Genomic DNA, 22,854 nt, shown 5'->3' with positions numbered 1-22,854 from the left:
ACAGTCAGAATCTAATTAAGATGAGAACCTATAAAACAAAAAACAATAGTAAACCTGAGCTTACTACTGTTTAAAAATTGTACATTTATTTTTCATTAATCCTCTATCGCTATTTCAGGACTAAACATAACTAAGCTATTATTTCTTAAAATACTTTCTATATTTTGGATAGGAAATAGCTCCAAATAAAGTTATTGTTCCTAAAGAATACCAAATCCAATCCAATGATTTCGCTTCACCACTTGCGTAAGAATGCAGTCCTACCAAATGGAAATTAACTCCGTAATAGGTAAACAAAATCGATACGAAAGCAAACATGCTCATCAGGTTAAAAACCCATTTTCCTCGCAGAGACGGAACAAATCGGGCGTGAATTACAAAGGCATAAATCATAATACTAATTAATGCCCAGGTTTCTTTAGGGTCCCAACCCCAATAACGTCCCCAACTCTCATTAGCCCATTGTCCACCAAGGAAGTTCCCAATGGTAAGCATGATTAAACCAATCGTCAGTGCCATTTCGTTGATGTATGTGATTTCCTGGATATTCAAATCCATTTTGGCTTTGTTTTTTTCATTGGTAAACAAAATCAACAAAAGAGAAACCGCTCCTAAAATCATTCCTAACGCAAATGGTCCATAACTCGCAACAATAACCGCTACGTGAATCATTAACCAATAGGAATTAAGAACGGGTTGTAAATTAGCAATTTCAGGATCAATCCAATTCATAAATGCCGCAAACAAAATCATAGAAGTAACAAAAGCCGACGCTGCAATGGTAAGTTTTGATTTTCTGTCAAAAGCCAAACCAAAAAACATCGTTGCCCAAGCCACATAAATTATAGATTCGTAAGCATTACTCCATGGTGCGTGACCCGAAATGAACCAACGGGCTATTAATCCAAGGGTATGCAAACCAAATAATATTCCAATGATTATATGAAAGGAATTAATCGCAATACGCAATATTTTTTTCTCAAAAATAATGTTAAGTATTGTAAACACCAGCATCAGGCAGCCAATCGTAAAATATGCCATGAAAAGATTCTTGAACACATCGGATTTATTATATAATATTTCCAAAGAAATCTTGTCTTCACTAGGCCTTACTTTAGCTCCAAATTTTTTCTGGAAACCGTTTATACTTTCTAATAATTCGTTGGCCGTTTTATAGTTTTTAGTATCAGCCGCATTAGTCAAGGTTCCAAAATATAATGGCAGTACACTTTTAGTATATGTAGCATCCATTCCTTTCATTCCTGACTCGTTTAATTCCAAATAGGAAATCCATTTGTTATTCGCATCTTTCGGAATAGGGAAAATCTTTAAAATTCTTCCACTCAAAGCAGATTCCATTAAATTCACTTTCTTGTCCGTTTCGATAAAATCTTTTTCGAATTGATTTGGATTCGCAGTTTTGAAAGCACCATCAAGATAGGGTGACAATTTATAATTTCCCTTTTCATCAAAAAAGGCTATAAAAGGAGCATATTTTGCTTCTTTATCAATTCCAATAATTTTACGGATACTATCATTTCCAGCTTTAATGTAAATAATAGGAACTTCAATCCAAACTTTGGCATATTGCGTCATAGACAGCAAAACCTGATCAGAATTCATTCCCTTGTAGGTTTCCATGTGGCTTACTTTTCGAAGCAATTCAGATGAAAAAGTATTCACCGGTTTCATTCTTCCTCCTGCATCCTGAATAATCAATCGCCCAAATTTAGCTGCATGCTCTTCAGTAACTTTGTATTTATTCAATAAAGAATCAATCTGTTTCTCGTTTGGAACTTGATGTTGATGCTCCTCATGGCTTTGAGCAAAACCATTAAAACTAAATAACAAAACCAAAATAGTCATTAGATTAGCCTTCTTCATTTTTACCGCCTCCAATTTTCTTTTCAAATCAGCAAAACGAGAATATTTGGTAAACATAATCGACATCATTGCAAAGAACAACATGAAGTAACCGCTATACGTAATTGCAGTTCCCCAGAAATCGTGATTCACTGATAAGACCGTTCCTTTTTCATCAGGATCGAATGAAGATTGAAAAAAGCGAAACTGTTTGTAATCTAAAACATGATTCATAAAAATTCGAGCATCAAATGAGTTTGCCGAATCCTGAACCGTAACTTTACTTTCAAATGAAGAATAACTTTTTTCTGTTCCTGGATATTTTTGAGCAATAAATTTATTCAGTTTTATCTTGAATGGCAACACATACGCTTTACTTCCGTAGAAAAAAGTATAATCAATATTGCCTATTTTTACCGTTTTTGATTCCCCAACTTTACCTTTGGAACCAACAATTGTTACTTCTTTTTCTTTTCCGTCGGCAGTCACACTTAAAACCAAAGCATCATCCTGATTCTTAGCCTTGAAATCATTTTTAGACTCATAATCAATCACTCCTTTTACGGCTGGATCAGGAAATACAAATCGCATTTCACCAATAGTATACAAAGAACGCATCATCAATGGTTGTGCATCGTCTTTTATCACCTTTCCTTGCATTTTATCAGCCATACGCATAAAATTACCTTCAAACGGTGTTTGAATAGTATTCGTATTCCCGGTAATAGTGATGTTTATTGCTCCTTCGGTATATTTATTCAATGCAAATAAAACGTTATGAATATTTTGAACTTCCCCTTCTTTAAGCATGTGTTCGTGACGTCCGCCATCTCCAGCTTCTACAATTTTAAAATATAAAGAACCTTTAGGATCCGGTTTTATGTATTCTTTAGCGCCCATGATGAAGTTTTTGTATTTTACTTCAAAATTAGTATTGGCGAATTTATCTGAAATAGTAAAATTATTATTGGTGGCCGGTGAAAGTAACAATGGTTTTTCAAAAACCCTGCGTTTCATTTCTCCTTTGTACTCTCCATCTACAAAAACAGTAAGAAAGGTTTTGTCTGAGAAAACTTGATTTTCTGCTGCGCCTTCGCGAATAGGCATTACTCCTTCATAACTGATATATCGGGTTACGAATGCTCCCAAAAGAATAAAAATAAAAGCCAAATGAAGCAATAAAGTAGCCCACTTTTCTTTTTTCAACAACTGGTATCGTTTAATATTTCCTATGAAATTAATCATAAAAAACACCATGATGGCTTCAAACCACCAAGCATTATAAACTAAAATTTTTGCAGTATCAGTATTGTATTTGCTTTCGATAAAAGTTCCGGTAGCCATAGCGATTGCAAATGTTAAGAAAAGCATAGCCATTAATCGTGTAGAAAACAAAATCGAGAATATTTTTTTAATCATTTGTAAGGATTGCGTTTAATAAAAGTGCGACAAAAGTACTTAAAAATCTTGACTTCTATGTTCGTACAATTGTTAATTAAATCCAAAAATACCCCTTTCTATTTTCTAGTAAAAAAGCATATTTCATTGCTAATTTCAGTTTGTTTTTCGTCGAAAAAATGAATTAAACTCTTAATATTTTTTTGCTAATTTTGTCAAATGATTAAAGTAATAATTATTGGCTCTGGAAATGTAGCGCAACATTTGATTGCGGCATTTCAAGATTCCCTGAATTTGGGATCAGAAATCGAATTGGCTCAAGTCTTTTCAAGGCAAACTGCGAATCTATCACACTTACTGGATTATGACAAAATCACTAATGATTGGAATGCTTTAGTAGAAGCTGATTTGTATATCATAGCCGTTTCGGATGATGCGATTGCAGATGTTTCTTCACAACTTCCTTTTAAAAACCGTTTAGTGGTTCATACCTCCGGAAGTACTACTTTGGACACTTTGGATGATAATAACCGAAAAGGGGTTTTTTATCCCTTGCAAACATTCACTAAAAATAAATCCGTCGATTTTAAAACTATTCCAATTTGTTTAGAAAGTGAAAATGCAACTGATTTTCAATTATTGGATAAAGTGGCAAAAGCGATTTCTGAAAAAATTTTTGCTATCAATTCGGAACAACGAAAAGCGTTGCATGTCGCAGCGGTTTTTGTCAATAATTTTGTAAATCATTTATACGAAATAGGAAGCGAAATTTGTCAGGATCATCAAATTCCATTTGAAATTCTAAAGCCTCTAATCGCAGAGACTGCCCAAAAAATAATGGTACTTTCGCCAGAAGAATCACAGACTGGGCCGGCAAAACGCAATGATAGGGCTATAATTGAAGCGCACGAAGCCTTTTTATCCAATGAAAATTACCTGACCATTTATAAAACACTAACACAATCTATACAGCATAATGGCAAAAAGTTATAAAGAAATAATGAACGACATCACCACTTTTATTTTTGATGTCGATGGCGTACTTACTGACAGCTCCGTTTTTATAACCAATGAGGGAGAAATTCTGCGAACCATGAATATTCGTGACGGTTATGCCATGAAAGCAGCTGTAGAAAGTGGATATAATGTTTGCATTATTTCTGGAGGAAGCAATGAAGGCGTAAGAGTTCGACTAAGAAATCTTGGAATTACTGACATTCATTTAGGAACGCCAAATAAAGTGGAAACCTTCGATGAATATACCGATGTTTACCAAATAAATCCTGAACATGTGTTATATATGGGCGATGACATTCCTGATTATCATGTGATGAAATTAGTAGGATTACCTGCTTGTCCACAAGATGCAAGTCCGGAAATCAAAGCTATTTCAAGATATATTTCGCATAAAAACGGAGGAAAAGGTGCTGCTCGTGATGTAATTGAACAAGTCATGAAAGCTCAAGGAAAATGGATGGCATATTTTGATGGGAAACACGATTGATTAGTTTTCAGTCACAGTTTTCAGTCACATTCATACTGAAAACTTTGACTGAATACTGAATACTGAATACTATGAAGTACCTAAAACTCATTCGATACCAAAACCTGCTCATGCTTGCTTTTATGCAACTCGTTTTCAGGTACGGATTTATTAAATTTCAGAATATTCCTCTGGCTTTAAATGACTTTCAATATTTATTATTAGTCACATCCACCGTTTTACTTGCAGCTGGTGGTTATGTTATTAATAATATATTTGACCAAGATACGGATGCTGTAAACAAACCCAACAACGCAATTGTAGGCAAAAACATTTCAGAAGCCAAGGCCTACAATATATATGTTGCCCTTACCTGCATTGGCGTTGGTAATGGTTTTTATTTATCAAATGTTATTCAGAAACCTGGGTTTGCTTCTGTTTTTATTTTGATAGCCGCGACACTTTATTTTTACGCTACAAGCCTAAAGCAAATGATCCTTCTTGGGAATATTATTGTTGCTTTGTTACTTGCATTTAGTGTGGTTATCATTGGGATTTTCGATTTATATCCTGTAACTTATGTAGGCAATCAGCAGGAAATGGCGTTGATTTTCTCCATTATTTTGGATTATGCGCTTTTCACTTTTATCCTTAATTTCATCAGGGAAATTGTCAAAGATTTAGAGGATGTAAGTGGTGATTACAGCCAAGGAATGAATACATTACCTATTGCAATAGGAATTAGCCGAACTTCAAAAATAGTTTTTACAGTAAGTTTTATTCCTATTGCTGCCATTGTTTTTTACATAAACAATTATCTTTTTCAGTTGCAGTTTGTTACACTTTATTTGATGCTTTTTGTATTAGGGCCACTTCTTTATTTTACTTTAAAGATTTGGACTGCAAAAACAAAAAATGACTTTCACAAATTGAGCGTATTATTGAAATGGATTCTTCTTTTCGGGATTATCTCCATTGTCGTTATCACTATAAATATGAAATATAATGCTTAAAAATAAATTAAAAAAATACAATCTGATTCTAGCTTCAGGTTCTCCAAGACGTCAACAATTTTTCAAAGATTTAGATTTGGATTTTGAAATCAAGTTAAAAGAAATTGAGGAAATTTATCCTCCGGAATTAAAAGCGTCGGCAATCACCGATTACTTGGCTGAATTGAAAGCTAACGCTTTTGAAGACGAATTGCAACCCAATGATATCCTCATAACAAGTGATACTATTGTTTGGCACAATGACAAAGCTTTGGGTAAACCAAAAGACCAACAGGATGCTTTTGAAATCCTGAAATCATTATCGAATACTATACATGAAGTGATTACTTCGGTTTGTTTTAAAACTACTTCAGCAACCACTGTGCTTAATGAACTGACTAAAGTTACCTTTAATGAACTGAGCGATGAAGCCATTTTATATTATCTTGAAAATTACAAACCTTATGACAAAGCGGGAGCATACGGGATTCAGGAATGGATTGGTTTTATAGGCGTTTCAAAAATTGAAGGATCTTATGCTAATGTTATGGGCATGCCAACTGATAAAGTTTATGAATATTTGAGTAAATTAGCATAATTAAATTATGAATATGGCTTTTTTTCAACAATACACAAGAGAACTAATTGCAACTGGAATTCTAATTATTTTGTTCATTTTATTGCGAATTATTACTTCAAAACTAGTAAGACGTTATGCTAAATTAAGTTACACTATTGAGCATCGAACTAATTTAGTCATCAAATACATTCATTTATTCACTAATATTCTGGCAGTAACTGCTTTAATCATAATTTGGGGCGTTCAGACTAAAGATATTTTTATTGCATTATCCTCTATTACAACCGTTGTAGGTGTAGCCATGTTTGCTCAATGGTCAATTTTGAGTAACATTACATCAGGTATTATTTTGTTCTTTTCTTTTCCTTTTAAAATTGGTGATGTAATAAAAATTCATGACAAAGATTTCCCTATTGAAGCTGAGGTTGAAGATATTGGTGCTTTTCATGTGTACTTAAAAACCCATGATGGCGAAATAGTAATCTTTCCTAATAATCTGCTTTTACAAAAAGGAATTTCAATTATGAAAAATCATTTTAATGATACCGAATTCATAGATTAATTTTTATTTTGAGTACTCCATCTTATTCAATCTATGGTTCAATTTATAGTTTTTATAAGTGGAAATTATATAACTATTTTTTGAAAACATATAACGGTTTAGATTTTTTATTCGATCATATTTGCTTGTTAAATTTTAAATTATTTGTGCTTAGATTTTAATACACTATAAATACAACGAAAAATATGAATGACACCATAAAACTTCCATTCTACGCAAAACTTGCATTGATTTTATTGAGCTTGATTAGTCTTGGATATATTTTTTATATCGGTCAGGAAATTTTAATTCCAATTCTGCTGTCTTTTATATTTGCTATAATATTAAGACCAATTGCTCATTTTATAAGACATACACTCCGTTTTCCACATGTTATTGCGGTTATGATTACTGTTTTGCTTTTTATATTACTCTTTATTGGGCTTTTTACATTTTTATCCATTCAGGTTAGTGAAATGGCTAATGATTTTAATAAAATCGAGCGAAACATTTCCATCCACATTCATAATATTCAACAATATATCCGCGAACATTTCAACATAAGTTCAAGAGAACAAAAACAATATCTTGATACAGCTACGGAAGATTCTATGGAAAAAGGAAAAGAATTACTCGGTACAACCTTAGCTTCCTTTACCGATACACTCTTAAATATTATTTTAATTCCTATTTATACTTTTTTAATCCTTTTGTACAGAACCCATTTTATGTTGTTCTTTTCTAAATTGATTAAAAAAGAATACCATGCTAAATTGCAAGATATTTTGAGTCAAATAAAAGTAGCCGTAAAAAGTTATATTGTTGGTTTAATTATAGAAATGATTCTGGTTTCCGTGTTGACAACAATTGGATTCATGATAATAGGGGTTAAATATGCTGTTTTATTAGGAATTATAACGGGTATTCTAAATTTGATCCCTTATGTTGGAATATTGTTTGCAGGTGCTTTAAGTATAATAGCATCGCTAACTGGTACACCCGAATTATCCATAATTATCGGTGTGATTGTGGTTAACATAATTGTACAGTTAATTGACAACAATGTTTTAGTCCCTTTAGTTGTTAGTTCAAAAGTCCAAATAAATGCATTTGTTTCTATTGTTGGAATCATTATAGGAGGGGCAATTTGTGGCATTTCTGGTATGTTTTTAGCTATTCCAATAATTGCTATCCTTAAAGTAATTTTTGACAGAATAGAATCTCTGGAGCCTTGGGGGTATTTAATGGGTGATGATTTACCAAAAACATATACCTGGCGTAGTATTAAATTACCTCTTTTTGATTCAGAAACATCAGCAAAAAAAATCATAATCAAAACAGACATAACGGTGCCTATGTTCACAGAAACAACTACCGAAAATGATACGAATGGTGGTGAAAATTAATTACTTAAATTTTAAAAATCTATCTTTCAAAGCTAATTTTTTAACATGTTTCAAAAACAAAAACTGATTTTATTTTTTTTACTCTTTTGCTGCTGTCAGATTTCTTTTTCTCAGGTAAATAAGCCAAAAAAAGATTCAACTGAAGTATACAAGAATATTCAAACCTATTCCAAAAAAAGGAAATTCACTAAGTTAATGCATAAGTTAATTTTTAGACCTGTTAATTTAAAAGTTAAAAAGGAAAAAGTAGTTCGAAAAAAATACCTCGCTTTTGAAGGAAGAACTATCCGAAATATCAATATAGTTACGCTTGACCCATTTGGATTTTCAGAAATTGATACTACTAGAGGACCTAGAAATTGGGCGGAAAGAAGCGGAAACAGAATACACATTAAAACCAATAGATTGGCTATAAAAAATTTATTGCTCATACGAAAAAATGAACCACTGGATTCCCTTTTAGTAAAAGAATCAGAGCGTTTAATAAGAACTCAAAGATTCGTGAGCAGAGTTAGTATAACACCTCAATTAATTAAAAATAATCCAGATTCCGTTGATGTCAATATAAGGGTATTAGATACGTGGAGTATTATTCCAAAAGGGTCGATTTCAAATACCAGACTGAATTTTGAATTAAATGAACGTAACTTTTTGGGCTCAGGACATGAAATTGATAATAAATTTAAAAACAGATTCAACGATGGGAAAAATGCTTACAGTATAGCCTATAGCATTCCCAACATCAAAAATACATTTATCAAAACAACATTGAATTATCATATTGATTTAGATAATTATTATGCAAAAAGCATCAATATTGACCGTCCTTTTTATTCCCCTTTTGCAAAATGGGCGGCCGGAATTTACGTAGATCAACAATTTAGAAAAGACACATTACAGGATTCTAATTTGATATATGCCAATCAAAATTTTAAATTTAATTCACAAGATTTATGGGTAGGACATGCTTTTCGTTTATTTAAAGGAAATACTGAAGGAGACCGAACAACAAATCTAATTTTGTCTGGTAGATTTTTAAATATTAAATACATTGAAAGTCCAACCACTGTATATGATCCTATTGATTTCTACTCCGGAGAGAAATTTTTTCTTACCGGAATTGGTGTCACCTCACGAAAATTTGTGGAAGACAAATACATTTTTAAAAATGGGATAATAGAGGATGTCCCAATTGGAAAAATTTATGGAATAACAGGAGGTTATCAATATAAGAATAATATAGGACGCTATTATTTGGGTGGTCGGGCTACATTTGGAAATTTTTATAAATGGGGATTTCTAAGTGTTAATTTTGAATTAGGCTCATTTTTTTATGAATCGAATACAAACCAGACTACTTTGTCTTTTCAGGCAAATTATTTTACTAATTTAATTACTATTGGAAAATGGAAATTAAGACAATTTATTAAGCCTCAATTTATTTTGGGTAGAAACCGTTTAAATTCTATAGGTGATCGACTTACAATTAACGAAGATTTTGGAATTTCAGGTTTTAACAGTGCTGAATATGGAACAGATAAAACGGTATTGACTTTACAAACTCAAGCCTATTCTCCCTGGGATTTATGGGGATTCCGAGTTAATCCTTATTTTAATTATTCAATTGCAATGTTGGGTACTGCTCAAATAGGACTTCGTGAAAGTAAGGCCTATTCTAAAATTAGCATCGGATGTATTATAAATAATGATTATTTAGTATTTAGTTCATTCCAAATATCGTTATCCTATTACCCTTCCATTCCTCGTGTTGGTGAAAATGTTTTTAAAACCAATTCATTTGAAACCACCGATTTTGGTTTTCAGGATTTTGAATTAGCTAAGCCTCGAACAGTCATTTATAAATAAAAAAGCGATTTTTAATCTTCTATTTTAGAATAAAACTGCAATTAATTCAATATTTTATGATAAGGTGTGAATTATATAATTTTAGCCAGTAATTGTATAAGTACTTTTTTAAAGTTTTTTTTATATTTACAGTAATGAAAAAACATTAACTAATACTAAAAAAACAAGATGAAAAAAATTTCTTTTTATTTAATGATGATGGTATTGTCATTAACTGTTGTCCCAACAACAACTTTTGCTGCTAAAAAAAATCCAACAACAGTAACAAACAATCCTAAAGAAGTACCTGAAGAAGTTAAAGTTTTACTTTCACGTTTAGATGAAATAAAAGCTATGGACAAATCTTCCATGAAATCATCTGAGAAAAAAGCGTTACGTAAAGAAGTTCGTGCTATTAAATCTGAACTAGCATCAACAGGAAACGGTGTTTATTTATCTGTAGGAGCAATCATTATCGTTATCCTTTTATTGATTCTTTTATTGTAATAAAGTTCCCAAAATAAAATTTAAAGAGAAGCCATACACTTCTCTTTTTTTATGAAAACAAATCTCCAATTAAATGATAAAGAAATTAATTGGCATAATTGTTGGATTTACAAAAGAAATAGTAGTAAACAGAGTTACAATTAAATAAATTATTAATTAAATTTTTGAAAAATGAAAACATTAAAATTAATCGTCGCGGGAATTATCCTTTTATCATCAAGTGCAATACACGCTCAAGTTTCTGTTAACGTTAACCTAGGTGCACCACCATCGTGGGGACCTGTAGGATATTCTAATGTAGACTATTATTATTTACCAGATGTAGAAGCCTACTATGATATAAGAGCTTCAAAATTTATTTATTTTGGTGGAGGAAAATGGATTCGTTCAAGATATTTGCCTGGACCATATCGAAACTATGATTTGTACAGTGGATATAAAGTTGTATTAAACGATTACCATGGTTCAAGACCTTACGGTAACTTTAAAAATCATAAAGTAAAATATTATAAAGGATACCACGGTGCACCTCAAAGATCAATAGGTTCAAAAGGGAATAACAATTACAAAGAATCTAAAAAGAATGACAATCACGATAATGGTGGTCATGATAAAGGAAATGGCGGTCATGATAAAGGAAAAGGAAATGGTGGTCATGGAAAACATTAGTACGTTTTTTATCTAATAAAAAAGAGAATTTCAGAAATGGAACTCTCTTTTTTTAATTTATAACTTTTAATAAAATGGGTTAAAATATTTTGTGGTTGTATCTTTTTACCAAATTAAAATTACTGTTTTTTTCTAAAATTCAACAACATTGTTCTGACATTTAATTGTATGAAATTTATCATCAATTATTTCTTATATTTACAGTAACAACAATGTTAAACCATAAAACCACAACCAAGATGAAAAAAGTTAGCTTTTATTTAATGATGATGGTATTGTCATTAACTAGTATTCCAACCACAGTTATTGCTGCTGAAAAAAATCCAATTACAGTAATAAGCAATACAAAAGAAGTTCCTGAAAATGTAAAGAAAATGCTCTCTCGCTTAGACGAAATCAAAGCAATGGACAGATCATCTATGAAATCCTCAGAGAAAAAAACACTTCGCAAAGAAGTACGCGCTATTAATGCTGAGTTAAGGTCAACTGGAAATGGTATTTATTTATCTGTTGGAGCTATAATCATTGTAATTCTTTTATTGATTCTTTTGTTATAATCCAATTTCTTATTAAAAAAAGAGAAGCTTTTTGCTTCTCTTTTTTTTTGGAAAACACATAACTATTTTAATTAAATGTTAATTATTTTATAATGGCACAGTTGTTGTTTTTACAAAAAAAGTATTATCGCAAAGAGTAAATATAAATTTATTAAATATTTAAAAAATGAGAACATTAAAATTAATCGCCGTAGGAATTATACTTTTTGCATCTAGTACAATACATGCACAAGTTTCAGTAAGTTTAAACATAGGTTCACCACCTTCTTGGGGTCCCGTAGGATATGCAGAAGCGGATTATTATTATTTGCCGGATGTTGAAGCCTATTATGATATTAGAGCGACTCAATTTATTTATTTTGGTGGAGGAAGATGGATCCGATCAAGATATTTGCCCGGACAATATAGAAACTATGATTTATACAGTGGCTACAAAGTCGTAATGAATGATTATCATGGTTCAAGACCTTACAGAAACTTCAATAATGATAGAGTTAGATATTATAGAGGTTACCAAGGTAGGGAACAAAGAAACATAGGTTATAGTAATAATCGCAGAGGAAATGATGACCGTAGAGAATTTGACAATCGAAGAGAAAACGATAATCGAAGAGACAATGATAACCGAAAAGGAAATGATAATCATGATAATGGGCATGGAAGAGGAAACGGAAAGGGTCATGGAAGAGACTAATACCCCAAATTAAATATAACAAATAATAATGCGGAAGAGAGAGCCAAAGTTGGTTTCTCTCTTTTTTGTTAAATCATTTTTTTATTTTAAAGAAAACCAAAAACATTTCAAGAAAAATTATTTAATTCTTACATTTGAAGCTATTGCAAATTAAATTTAAAATAATGCAAAAAAAACTCCTGCAAGCGATTATACTATTTCTTTTTTGTTTTCAAATAACAATAGCGCAACAACCTCCAAAACTAAATTCTGTTGAAATTTACAATCAAATTCAAAAGCTTAATTTTTTAGGCTCCGTTCTTTATATAGCCGCTCATCCTGATGATGAAAACACCCGCTTAATTTCTTTTTTATCAAATGAGACTAAGGCCAGAACGGGCTACTTATCGTTGACGCGTGGTGACGGCGGACAAAATTTAATAGGCCCGCAATTGCGCGAATTATTAGGTGTAATTCGGACTCAAGAACTTATAGAAGCTAGAAAAATAGATGGTGGTGAACAATTTTTTTCTCGTGCCAATGACTTTGGTTTTTCTAAAAATCCAACTGAAACATTAGAAATTTGGAATAAACAAAAAGTGCTTTCTGATATTGTTTGGGCCATAAGAAAATTTAAACCTGATGTAATTATCAATCGGTTTGATCATCGTTCTCCGGGAACTACGCACGGTCATCATACCGCATCGGCAATGCTGAGCGCAGAAAGTTTTGATTTAGCCAATAATCCCACTATTTTTCCAGAACAATTAAAATTAGTTCAGCCTTGGCAACCCAAACGCCAGTTTTTTAATACTTCATGGTGGTTTTATGGCAGCAAAGAAAAATTTGATGCCGCAGACAAATCAAATTTGATGGAGCTTCAAATAGGCGCTTATTTTCCTGGTATTGGAAAATCAAATCAAGAAATTGCAGCTTTAAGCCGCAGTCGTCATCAGTCTCAGGGTTTTGGAAGTACCGGAAGTCGTGGTGAGGAAACCGAATATTTAGAATTTATAAATGGCGAACCATTAAAAAATAAATCTTCCATTTTTGAAGGAGTTGACACAAGTTGGAACCGAGTAAAAGGCGGAAAACCTATCGGTGAATTATTGACAACCATCGCTGCTCAGTTTGATTATACAAATCCTTCGGCCAGTATTCCAAATTTGGCGAAAGCCTATACCATGATGCAAGCATTGGAAGAGAAACATTGGACCACATTAAAAACGTCTGCAATAAAAGAAATTATTGCAGCTTGTTCCGGATTGTATCTTGAAGCAGTTGCCCAAAATCAGGAAGCTACTCCCGGCAGCATTGTAAAACTAAAACTTGAGGCCATAAATAGAAGTCTTATTCCGATGCAATTAATGAGTGTCACCACTTTGCCAGAACAAAAAAGCACTTCTCAAAATACAGCTTTAAATACTAATATTTTAAAAAATATCAACCTTGATTTACAATTGCCTAAAACAATAGAATATACACAGCCGTATTGGTTAAAAGAGAATGGAACGGTAGGAATGTACACGGTAGATGATCAAAAAAATATTGGAATTCCTGATATCATTCGGGAAGTGAAAGTACTTTTTAGCATCAAAATCAATGGAATTGAAATTCCTTTTGAACGAACCGTTGTCTATAAATACAATGATGATGTAAAAGGTGAAATGTATAATTATTTGGATATAGTTCCTGAGATAACAACAAGTATTCTAGACAAAGTAGCTCTTTTTAAGGATAACCAAAACAAAAGTGTAGCTGTAAAAATCAAAGCTGGAAAAGATGCGGTGAAAGGTAATTTAAAATTGGAATTACCGAGTAATTGGTTGGTTTCTCCAAAATCCATTCCTTTTAATTTAGAAAAAAAGGGAACGGAACAAATCGTTTATTTTGAAGTAACTCCGCCAAATAATCCCGATGAAGCTGTCGCCAAAAGTATTGCGGTCATTGACAATATAGATTACGATAAAGACCAAATCATCATCGATTACAGTCATATTACCAAGCAACAAGTTTTGAAGCCTGCTGAAGCAAAATTCATGAAACTGGATTTAAAAACCAAAGACGAACACATTGGTTATATCATGGGAGCCGGCGATGAAGTCCCTAAAAGCTTAACGCAAATGGGGTATAAAGTAACGCTGCTAAAACCCGAAGAAATAAGTCCTGAAAAATTAGCTGATTTTGATGTAATTATTACCGGAGTTCGAGCTTACAATACAGTACAAACATTGGCATACAAGCAAAGTATTCTTTTTGATTTTGTAAAAGGAGGAAAAACAATGCTGGTACAATACAATACTCCGGATGATATTGCTTTGGCTACTATTGCTCCGTTTTCCCTCAAAATTTCACGTGACCGAGTTACCGAAGAAAATGCCGAAGTTCGATTTTTAGCACCAAATCATCCAGTTATGAATTTCCCAAACAAAATCACTTCAAAAGATTTTGAAGGTTGGAAACAGGAACAAGGTCTCTATTATCCTAATGAATTTGATAAAGCCTTCACTCCTATTTTATCTTCAAATGATAAAGGGGAAACGCCTAAGAATGGTGCTTTATTAGTCGCTCCTTACGGAAAAGGATATTATATTTATACGGGTTTAAGTTTGTTCCGGGAATTACCTGAAGGCGTTTCCGGCGCATTTAGGTTGTTATCCAATATGATTTCGCTAAAAGCACCTGTAACCATTGCTGTACAAAAAATCAAGAATTAAAACAATCCAAAAATGGAAACAAAAAAAATAAAAACTTGGAAAAAAAACTATACATGGGTTCTTGTAGCCAATGCTATTTATATTTTGGTTTTCTATCTAATAATGAAATTATACTCTTAAATTATGCAACTATTTGACTGGGTCGTATTGATAGCCACATTGCTATTTATTGTAGTTTATGGTGCTTGGAAAACAAAAGGAAGTAAAAATGTTGAAGACTTTATTTTAGGCGGTAATGAAACGCCATGGTATGTTGTTGGACTTTCGGTTATGGCCACACAAGCCAGCGCTATAACTTTTCTTTCAACTCCTGGACAAGCATATCATGACGGAATGGGATTTGTACAATTCTACTTTGGATTGCCTATTGCAATGGTAGTAATTTGTGTCACGTTTATCCCAATTTACCACAAATACAAAGTATATACCGCTTATGAATACCTCGAAAACAGATTTGATTTAAAAACGCGCTCCCTTGCAGCCATACTTTTCTTATTTCAAAGAGGTTTGGGAACTGGGTTAACCATTTATGCTCCAGCTATTATTTTGTCAGCACTATTAGGTTGGAACATTACTGTAATGATTATTATTATTGGATTGTTGGTAATTATTTACACCTTTTCCGGAGGGACGAAAGCGGTAAACGTAACTCAAAAACAGCAAATGTTTGTGATTATGTCCGGAATGTTAATCACCTTTTTCCTGATTTTACATTATTTGCCAAATGATATGACTTTTACTAATGCTTTGCATATTGCTGGAGCAAATGATAAAATGAATATTGTTAGTTTTTCGACTGATCCAGAAGAAAAATATACTTTTTGGAGCGGAATAACAGGTGGTTTTTTCTTAGCATTGGCTTATTTTGGTACGGATCAATCTCAGGTGGGACGTTATTTATCCGGAAAATCAGTTCGAGAAAGCCAAATGGGATTGATAATGAACGGACTCCTAAAAGTTCCGATGCAATTTTTCATTCTGCTTACTGGAGTTATGGTTTTTGTTTTTTTTCAATTCAATCCAGTTCCTTTAAATTTTAATCCCAACAATAAAATAATCGTTGAAAAATCCAAATTCAAAGCGGAATATCATGCGTTAGAAAATAAACTGGATGCGCTATCCGAAGATAAAAAAGTGATTAATCTATTGTACATCGATCAACTTAATCAGGATTATGATAATCCAATTCTTCGAAAAGAACTAATTGCATTATCCAACAAAGAAAAAGATTTGAGAGATCGTGCCAAAGAAATTATCCTAAAGGCAGACAGCAATAGTGAAACCAACGATAAAGATTATGTGTTTTTTCACTTTATCCTTAATTATTTGCCCAAAGGTCTTATTGGTTTATTGCTCGCGGTAATTATTTCGGCTGCCATGTCATCTACGGCTTCCGGACTGAATGCATTGGCATCCACTACAGCGATTGACATTTACAAACGCAATCTTAAAGAAGAAAAATCAGAAAAGCATTACCTCAACGCTACGAAATTTTTCACGCTGGTTTGGGGAATAATAGCTATTCTATTTGCGTCTATTGGCACGCTATTCGAAAATTTAATCCAATTAGTAAATATCATAGGATCCATTTTCTATGGAACTGTTTTGGGAATTTTCTTAGTAGGTTTTTATATCAAACAAGTTCATGGAAAGGCCATTTTTAGCAGCGCAGTAATAAGCCAAATAACCATTTTTATAATCTATTATTTTGCCATTTATATTTACCCCAGCGGAGAAGAAAAACTGGGTTATTTATGGCTCAATTTCATCGGGGCGTTGCTAACGATTGTAATTTCGTTGCTGTTGCAATGGACGATTTTCAGAAAACAAAAAGACTTAATTATTGGTTAGTTCAAATAAAAAAATTCCGTCTTGAAAGATTCAAGACGGAATTTTTTGTTAAAAAAGTTAAAGAATTATTTTTTACTCCACTCTTCTATACTGTCTTTATTCATTTTTATATAATCTTGGTTTTTAGCAATCTCCGCTGCTGCAAGTGATAATTTAGCGGTTTCAATAGCGCCTTTTTTATCCCCAAGCTTAGCTTGTATTAATGATTTTAATCTGTTATACCAAAACGGCTTTTCTGTATTCATATCCAACGCTTTGTTTACATAAACCAATGCTTTGTTATTATCCCCGTTCGACTGAAATAAAAACTGTGCTGCAGAAAAATAATCTCCGGCAGTTGGCCCTGCTAATGCTTTCTCTATGTTGGCCGTTGCTTTTTTCTCTGTAGGAACTTCAAATTTTACAGCTGCATAAGAATTCTCCCAATACATTTCTAAAAAAGCAAAATTGTTATCTAAACCACTTATTCCTATAGTAAATGTTTCTACATTTTTGGATAAAGTTTCCGGCTTAACTGTAACTTTAAGCGCTACATTAGCTTCATTCCATTCTGCGGGATTACCCCAGTTATCAGTAGTTGAATAAAACAATACATCCCAACTTTCAATTTTTGGAACGGTATACAGAGCATATTTTCCTTTTTTCAAAATTTTACCATCGATAACTACATCATCACTAAATGATATCGTTGTGTTTTCATTAGCTCCCGTTCTCCATACTTTTCCAAAAGGAACTAAATTACCAAAAACAGCCCTTCCTCTTGCACTTGGTCTTGAATAATTAATTTCTACATCTGTCAAACCTACTGCTTGTATAACTGTAGCTTTAGGACTCGACTGTGGTGTTTTAACCTGCGCCTCAATGGTAAAATTTGCAATAATAATAGCAAATGCAATTAGAATGTTTTTCATAGTATCGTTTTTTTATATTTTCAAATTTACAAATTCAGGTATTCTTAAATGTTAATTATTACTTAATTTAGAATCAATATTTTTCACTTCATCGAAACCTAATTCATTGAAATGATTAATTACTACATCTGCTTCCGATAAATCTTGGTCTTTTGAATGAATGCTATTGTAACCCACACAAAAAATACCAGCAGCTTTTGAAGCTTTAATCCCATTGGTACTGTCTTCAATTACAATACAGTTTTCTTTTGGAGCTATAGATAAACTCGCAGCGTGCTCAAAAATGGCGGGATGTGGTTTTGATTTAGGAAAATCTTCTCCACTTACAACATGAGTAAAATATTCATGGAGTTTAAAACGACGAAAAACACGTTCGATAGTAACTTTTGAAGCTGAGGAAGCTAAAATCAATTGGATTCCGTTGTTGTGTAATTCTATTATTAATTTTTCAACACCTTCTAATAATTCTAAATCTTCTTTGCTATCAAAAGCATCATTAAAAATGGATCTTTTTCTCAGAATTAAATCCTCTACATCTTGGTCAAGATTAAATTTTTCTTTTAATTTCTGGAATATGTTCCGAGTAGAATTTCCTGTAAATGATGTATACAAGTCTTCGGTGACTTCAATATTCAATTCATCAAATTGTTTGAAATAGGCATAACGGTGTACCGGTTCTGTATCGACAATTACACCATCCATGTCAAAAATTACTGTTTGTATCATTTTTTTTTTTAGTTTTTTGAAATCTGCATTGTGTTATATGCTCCTGATTACTCTTTTTTAAGTAAATACCGAATCACGGTTTCTGCAGCATATAAACCAAATAATCCTGGCATATAACTGTTCGTTCCATAAAACGATTTTTTAAAATTAGAACCATCGGTCATTTTTAAACTGGATTCATCCTGAATTTCAGAAGAAAATACCACTTTCAATTTGTCAATTTTCACTTCTTTTAATCGTCTTCTGATTGTTTTTGCGAAGAAACAATTGACCGTATTCGTAATATCGGTCACCTTTACTTTGGAAGCTTCCATCTTACCGCCAGCACCCATACTACTTATAATTTTTACTCTTTTTCTTTTGGCTCCAATAATCAAATTCAATTTTGGAGTTACACTGTCAATACAATCCAAAACATAATCAAATTCCTCCGAAATAATTTCAAAAGCACGCTCCGGAGAAAGGAATTCCTGCACCCGGGTTAATTCCAATTCGGGATTAATATCCATTAATCGGTCCCCTACAACTGTAACTTTTGGTTGTCCTACTGTAGAATGCAAGGCAGGCAATTGTCTGTTTATATTCGTAATGTCAACAACATCGCCATCTACAATTGTCATTTTTCCCACTCCTGCTCTCGCCAAAAATTCGGCTGCAAAGGAACCCACGCCTCCAAGTCCTACGACTAGTACATTTGCATTTTGCAATTTATTTAAACCTTCCTTTTTAAATAAAAGTTCGGCTCTTTCTGTCCACTCTGCCATTTTTTTTGTTTTAAGTTTATAGTTGTTGTAATCAAAAAATCTGAAATCAACAATCGTTAATCTGCATTCTTAAATCAATTATAGTTCAATCTTGAATACTTCCAAGAAATTACTATTCACTTGTTTCTGAATTTCTTCTACCGAAATTCCTTTATATTTTGCTGCCAAAGCATAAACTGTCGCCAAACTTTCTTGTGCAGTATCCGTTTCCAAGAAAAATCGATCATTTGGCATGCCTTTAAAAACCGTTTCCAGCTCTGGATTTAGCAATAAATATTTCCCAAACGAAATATAAAATCCATTTTCCAATAATTGTTTCGCTAATTGTTCGCTTTTGGAAAATCCATGAATAAGTATTGGAACGGTAATCTTTAATTTTTTGGTAATCTCAATCAATTCCTGAAAAGCGGCAACACAATGAATCACGACTGGTTTTTGATATTTCTGTGCCAAAAGCAACTGTTTTTCGAAAACCAATTGTTGTAATTCCATGGGAACTTCTATTCGTTTGTCCAGTCCGCATTCGCCCATTGCAAGACAACTCGGTTCTTGCAATTTACTTTCGATTATTGCAAAATCAGATTCAAGACGCTCTTCAATAATAAGCCAAGGATGAATTCCAATAGAATAAAATGGAATCGTAGCATCAAATTCCCATGGATATTGATTGACTAACTCTAAAATATCAGGTTGATTCGTAAATTTATGGGTATGTAAATTAAAGTACTGCATTAGTCGTTAAATTTTTTAACTCCTGCTTTTATTTCGATATTCAAATCGTTTTCCAAAGGCACTTTTGGACAGGAATATTTATGGTTATAAGCACAATACGGATTGTACGAAGTATTAAAATCGATGACAATTGTATCTCCTTTGGGGATTCTCAAATCGATATATTTGCCACCTATATAACTTTCATTCCCCGAAGTCAAATCGGAAAATGGTAAAAACAAATAGTCTTTATAGCCTAGTTTTTTCGAAAGTTCAATATTCTTGTACACATTCAATTTTAGTTTTTTTCCCTCAATTGTAAAAATAACTTCCCCATATTTTACATACAACGGTTTTCTATCCGTGGAGGTTTTCATCTCAAATGGTTTTTCTTTTTTTGTTCTGACAAATTTAGCATTCACAAAAAACGTTTCATTAACAGGATAAAAATCCAACGCTTTGAATACCGCCAAATCTTCGGTTGTCAATGGACTAGTTTTAGCATCGGCATATTCTGTATTTAAATCCTTTTGAAATTTGGCAACAGCCGAAACATCAAATTTGTCTTGGCTAAAGCCAAAATTAAACTGCACTAAAAAAACTAAAGCGAATAGCATTCTCATTTTTATAATTTTAAGCAAAAATAGTTTAAAAGTTACAATGCTACAAAGACGCATCGGTACAAAGTTTTCTACCTTTGTAAAATTAGAACTTTATATATGATCCAAACCGCTTTCCAACGCTACATTAATAATTTTAGAGGATTCACAAGAGAAGTATGGATTCTTACCTTGATTACTTTTATCAATCGCGCCGGAACGATGGTTTTGCCCTTTTTATCTAAATATTTGAAAGAAGACTTACAATTTTCCTACGCACAAGTAGGATGGATTATGGTCGCTTTTGGTTTTGGGTCCATGTTAGGTTCTTGGCTTGGTGGTAAATTATCAGATAAAATTGGATTTTATAAAATCATGGTTTTCAGTTTATTTACCAGCGGAATCCTATTATTTCTCGTACAATACATCCGTACTTTTTGGGGATTGTGTATTGGAATGTTTGTTATCATGACCGTCGCCGATATGTTTCGTCCCGCAATGTTCGTTTCACTAGGCACGTATGCCAAGCCTGAAAATCGCACCAGAGCTTTGACTTTAGTTCGACTAGCGGTTAATTTGGGTTTTACTGCCGGACCTGCTTTGGGAGGTTTAATTATCATGAATTTAGGATATAGCGGACTTTTTTGGGTCGATGGAAGTTCTTGTATTGTCTCCATTTTAATTTTTGCATTATTGGTAAAGGAACGCAAAAAACCTGCTGATTTAAACACCCTTAATAGTGAAACCGAAATACCTGCTTCCGTCTTCAAAGACAAAATATTCTGGATATTCCTGTTTGTTTGTTTTGCTACAGCCATGCTATTCTTCCAACTTTTCACCACTTTACCCTTGTATCATAATGAGAAATTTGGACTTACGGAATTCCAAAGCGGACTTTTATTATCCTTGAACGGATTATTAATTTTCTTCTTAGAAATGCCCATTGTGAGTTTCAGCCAAAGAAAAGGCATTGAAAAACTCAAAATTATCCTTTGGGGATGCGTACTCATGTCCATCAGTTTTTACCTCCTTTTGATCAACACTTGGGCGGGAATATTAGTAATCAGCATCATCATAATCACTTTTGGGGAAATGTTCATCTTTCCTTTCTCCAATTCTTTTGCGTTAAGCAGAGCCCCAAATGGGCATGAAGGTCGTTACATGGCGTTGTTCACCATGAGTTTTAGTTTAGCGCACATTGCGAGTTCCAAAACCGGACTCGAACTTATTGGCCATTTTGGCTACCAGACCAATTGGTTTTTCATGGGCAGCTTAGGAGTTCTTTCCGTTTTAGGTTGTATTTGGCTGCAGAAACTCGTTCAAATCGAACAAAAATAAGTCTATATTACTATTTTGGGCGTGACCGCCTTGATAAAAGGGGCAAACTAATTAGCTGGTTATACTGCCCCTTTTATCAAGGCGGTCGGGCTATACGCGCTACTTTGGTAGCTTGCTGCTATCCATCACGCAGCCTCGTTTTCAGAATAACACATCTGCAAGAAAGAGCTTTTATCGTTCCAAATTAACGTTAAAAAAAAGACAACACGATCTTAAAACTAAAAAGTTAGTTAAATAACTATATTTATAGTTGCGTAACTAAAAATATAGTTTTACATTTGATTCAAATAAAAAACTCATGCAAAAGTTAACCAATAAAGAAGAGGAAATCATGCACATTTTATGGAAGCTAGAAAAAGCTTTTGTAAAAGAAGTAATGGCCGAAATCACCGAAGAGCAGCCTCATTACAACACGCTTTCTACCATTGTGCGCAATCTGGAAGAAAAAGGGTTTGTTTCTCATAATGCCTTTGGGAACACCCATCAATACTACCCTATCGTTAGTTTAGAAGAGTACAGAAAGCGTTTCATGAATACGGCAATAGATAATTACTTTAATAGTTCGTATAAAAACATGGTTTCCTTTTTCGCCAAAGAAGAGAAAATTTCTGCTGCCGAATTACGGGAGATTCTGACCATGATAGAAAATCAGGAAGAAGAGAAATAATTCTTTATAAAGAGCAGTTTTGTAACTGCAGAAAAAAAAGTAATAACCTAGAATAA

Annotated in this window: 21 protein-coding genes; 15 read left to right on the top strand and 6 right to left on the bottom strand. The window is 32.9% G+C overall.

Annotated features, from left to right (window positions below):
* Window positions 1-138 precede the first annotated feature (138 nt).
* Window positions 139-3,282, bottom strand: a complete 3,144-nt coding sequence (locus ACM55G_RS07710) for a cytochrome c biogenesis protein CcsA (protein ID WP_416843321.1) — start codon at window positions 3,280-3,282, stop codon at window positions 139-141.
* A gap of 198 nt (window positions 3,283-3,480) precedes the next feature.
* On the opposite strand from ACM55G_RS07710, the gene ACM55G_RS07705 reads away from it, so the two are divergent.
* The 13 genes from ACM55G_RS07705 to ACM55G_RS07645 all read left to right on the top strand — a co-directional run bounded on the left by ACM55G_RS07705 (window position 3,481) and on the right by ACM55G_RS07645 (window position 17,082).
* Window positions 3,481-4,254, top strand: a complete 774-nt coding sequence (locus tag ACM55G_RS07705) for a Rossmann-like and DUF2520 domain-containing protein (RefSeq protein ID WP_416843320.1) — start codon at window positions 3,481-3,483, stop codon at window positions 4,252-4,254.
* A complete protein-coding gene (locus ACM55G_RS07700; RefSeq protein ID WP_416843319.1) occupies window positions 4,238-4,765 on the top strand; it encodes a KdsC family phosphatase in 528 nt (175 codons plus the stop codon). The genes ACM55G_RS07705 and ACM55G_RS07700 overlap by 17 nt, the downstream gene beginning before the upstream one ends.
* 71 nt (window positions 4,766-4,836) lie before the next feature.
* Window positions 4,837-5,757, top strand: a complete 921-nt coding sequence (locus ACM55G_RS07695) for a geranylgeranylglycerol-phosphate geranylgeranyltransferase (protein WP_416843318.1) — start codon at window positions 4,837-4,839, stop codon at window positions 5,755-5,757.
* Window positions 5,750-6,334: a Maf-like protein gene (locus ACM55G_RS07690; protein ID WP_416843317.1), complete on the top strand. Its 585-nt coding sequence runs from the start codon at window positions 5,750-5,752 to the stop codon at window positions 6,332-6,334. The genes ACM55G_RS07695 and ACM55G_RS07690 overlap by 8 nt, the downstream gene beginning before the upstream one ends.
* Before the next feature lie 13 nt (window positions 6,335-6,347).
* Window positions 6,348-6,878 carry a mechanosensitive ion channel domain-containing protein gene (locus ACM55G_RS07685; RefSeq protein ID WP_416843316.1) on the top strand — a complete coding sequence of 177 codons (531 nt, stop codon included), beginning with the start codon at window positions 6,348-6,350 and terminating at the stop codon, window positions 6,876-6,878.
* 185 nt (window positions 6,879-7,063) lie between these two features.
* Complete coding sequence (locus ACM55G_RS07680; protein WP_416843315.1) at window positions 7,064-8,263, top strand: AI-2E family transporter; 1,200 nt, start codon at window positions 7,064-7,066, stop codon at window positions 8,261-8,263.
* Window positions 8,264-8,458: 195 nt separating this feature from the next.
* Window positions 8,459-10,129: a BamA/TamA family outer membrane protein gene (locus ACM55G_RS07675; RefSeq protein ID WP_416843314.1), complete on the top strand. Its 1,671-nt coding sequence runs from the start codon at window positions 8,459-8,461 to the stop codon at window positions 10,127-10,129.
* A 168-nt stretch (window positions 10,130-10,297) separates the two neighbouring features.
* Window positions 10,298-10,615, top strand: a complete 318-nt coding sequence (locus ACM55G_RS07670; protein ID WP_416843313.1) for a hypothetical protein — start codon at window positions 10,298-10,300, stop codon at window positions 10,613-10,615.
* A gap of 171 nt (window positions 10,616-10,786) precedes the next feature.
* Complete coding sequence (locus ACM55G_RS07665) at window positions 10,787-11,284, top strand: hypothetical protein (RefSeq protein WP_416843312.1); 498 nt, start codon at window positions 10,787-10,789, stop codon at window positions 11,282-11,284.
* Window positions 11,285-11,523: 239 nt separating this feature from the next.
* A complete protein-coding gene (locus ACM55G_RS07660; protein WP_416843311.1) occupies window positions 11,524-11,841 on the top strand; it encodes a hypothetical protein in 318 nt (105 codons plus the stop codon).
* Window positions 11,842-12,007: 166 nt separating this feature from the next.
* Window positions 12,008-12,535 (top strand): hypothetical protein, encoded by a 528-nt coding sequence (locus ACM55G_RS07655; RefSeq protein ID WP_416843310.1) that lies wholly within the window; start codon window positions 12,008-12,010, stop codon window positions 12,533-12,535.
* Window positions 12,536-12,699: 164 nt separating this feature from the next.
* Entirely contained in the window at window positions 12,700-15,231 is a 2,532-nt protein-coding gene (locus ACM55G_RS07650; RefSeq protein WP_416843308.1) for a PIG-L family deacetylase, read from the top strand.
* Window positions 15,232-15,354: 123 nt separating this feature from the next.
* A complete protein-coding gene (locus ACM55G_RS07645; RefSeq protein ID WP_416843307.1) occupies window positions 15,355-17,082 on the top strand; it encodes a sodium:solute symporter family transporter in 1,728 nt (575 codons plus the stop codon).
* 65 nt (window positions 17,083-17,147) lie between these two features.
* Here ACM55G_RS07645 and ACM55G_RS07640 read toward each other — a convergent pair whose 3' ends face one another.
* The 5 genes from ACM55G_RS07640 to ACM55G_RS07620 form a co-directional block, all read right to left on the bottom strand.
* Complete coding sequence (locus ACM55G_RS07640; protein WP_416843306.1) at window positions 17,148-17,993, bottom strand: DUF2911 domain-containing protein; 846 nt, start codon at window positions 17,991-17,993, stop codon at window positions 17,148-17,150.
* 51 nt (window positions 17,994-18,044) lie between these two features.
* Window positions 18,045-18,719 carry an HAD family hydrolase gene (locus tag ACM55G_RS07635; protein WP_416843305.1) on the bottom strand — a complete coding sequence of 225 codons (675 nt, stop codon included), beginning with the start codon at window positions 18,717-18,719 and terminating at the stop codon, window positions 18,045-18,047.
* 47 nt (window positions 18,720-18,766) lie between these two features.
* Window positions 18,767-19,483, bottom strand: a complete 717-nt coding sequence (locus ACM55G_RS07630; RefSeq protein WP_416843304.1) for a tRNA threonylcarbamoyladenosine dehydratase — start codon at window positions 19,481-19,483, stop codon at window positions 18,767-18,769.
* A gap of 78 nt (window positions 19,484-19,561) precedes the next feature.
* A complete protein-coding gene (locus ACM55G_RS07625; RefSeq protein WP_416843303.1) occupies window positions 19,562-20,215 on the bottom strand; it encodes a TatD family hydrolase in 654 nt (217 codons plus the stop codon).
* Window positions 20,215-20,817: a DUF1684 domain-containing protein gene (locus ACM55G_RS07620; RefSeq protein ID WP_416843302.1), complete on the bottom strand. Its 603-nt coding sequence runs from the start codon at window positions 20,815-20,817 to the stop codon at window positions 20,215-20,217. The genes ACM55G_RS07625 and ACM55G_RS07620 overlap by 1 nt, the downstream gene beginning before the upstream one ends.
* Before the next feature lie 96 nt (window positions 20,818-20,913).
* On the opposite strand from ACM55G_RS07620, the gene ACM55G_RS07615 reads away from it, so the two are divergent.
* Window positions 20,914-22,131 (top strand): MFS transporter, encoded by a 1,218-nt coding sequence (locus tag ACM55G_RS07615; protein WP_416843301.1) that lies wholly within the window; start codon window positions 20,914-20,916, stop codon window positions 22,129-22,131.
* 298 nt (window positions 22,132-22,429) lie between these two features.
* Window positions 22,430-22,798 carry a BlaI/MecI/CopY family transcriptional regulator gene (locus tag ACM55G_RS07610; RefSeq protein WP_416843300.1) on the top strand — a complete coding sequence of 123 codons (369 nt, stop codon included), beginning with the start codon at window positions 22,430-22,432 and terminating at the stop codon, window positions 22,796-22,798.
* The last annotated feature ends 56 nt before the right edge of the window (window positions 22,799-22,854 follow it).

Source organism: Flavobacterium algoriphilum, assembly GCF_048158655.1.
In the GTDB taxonomy this organism is placed as follows: domain Bacteria; phylum Bacteroidota; class Bacteroidia; order Flavobacteriales; family Flavobacteriaceae; genus Flavobacterium; species Flavobacterium algoriphilum.
The sequence above is the reverse complement of the archived record's forward strand: the minus strand, read 5'-3'. Positions and strand labels throughout refer to the sequence as shown.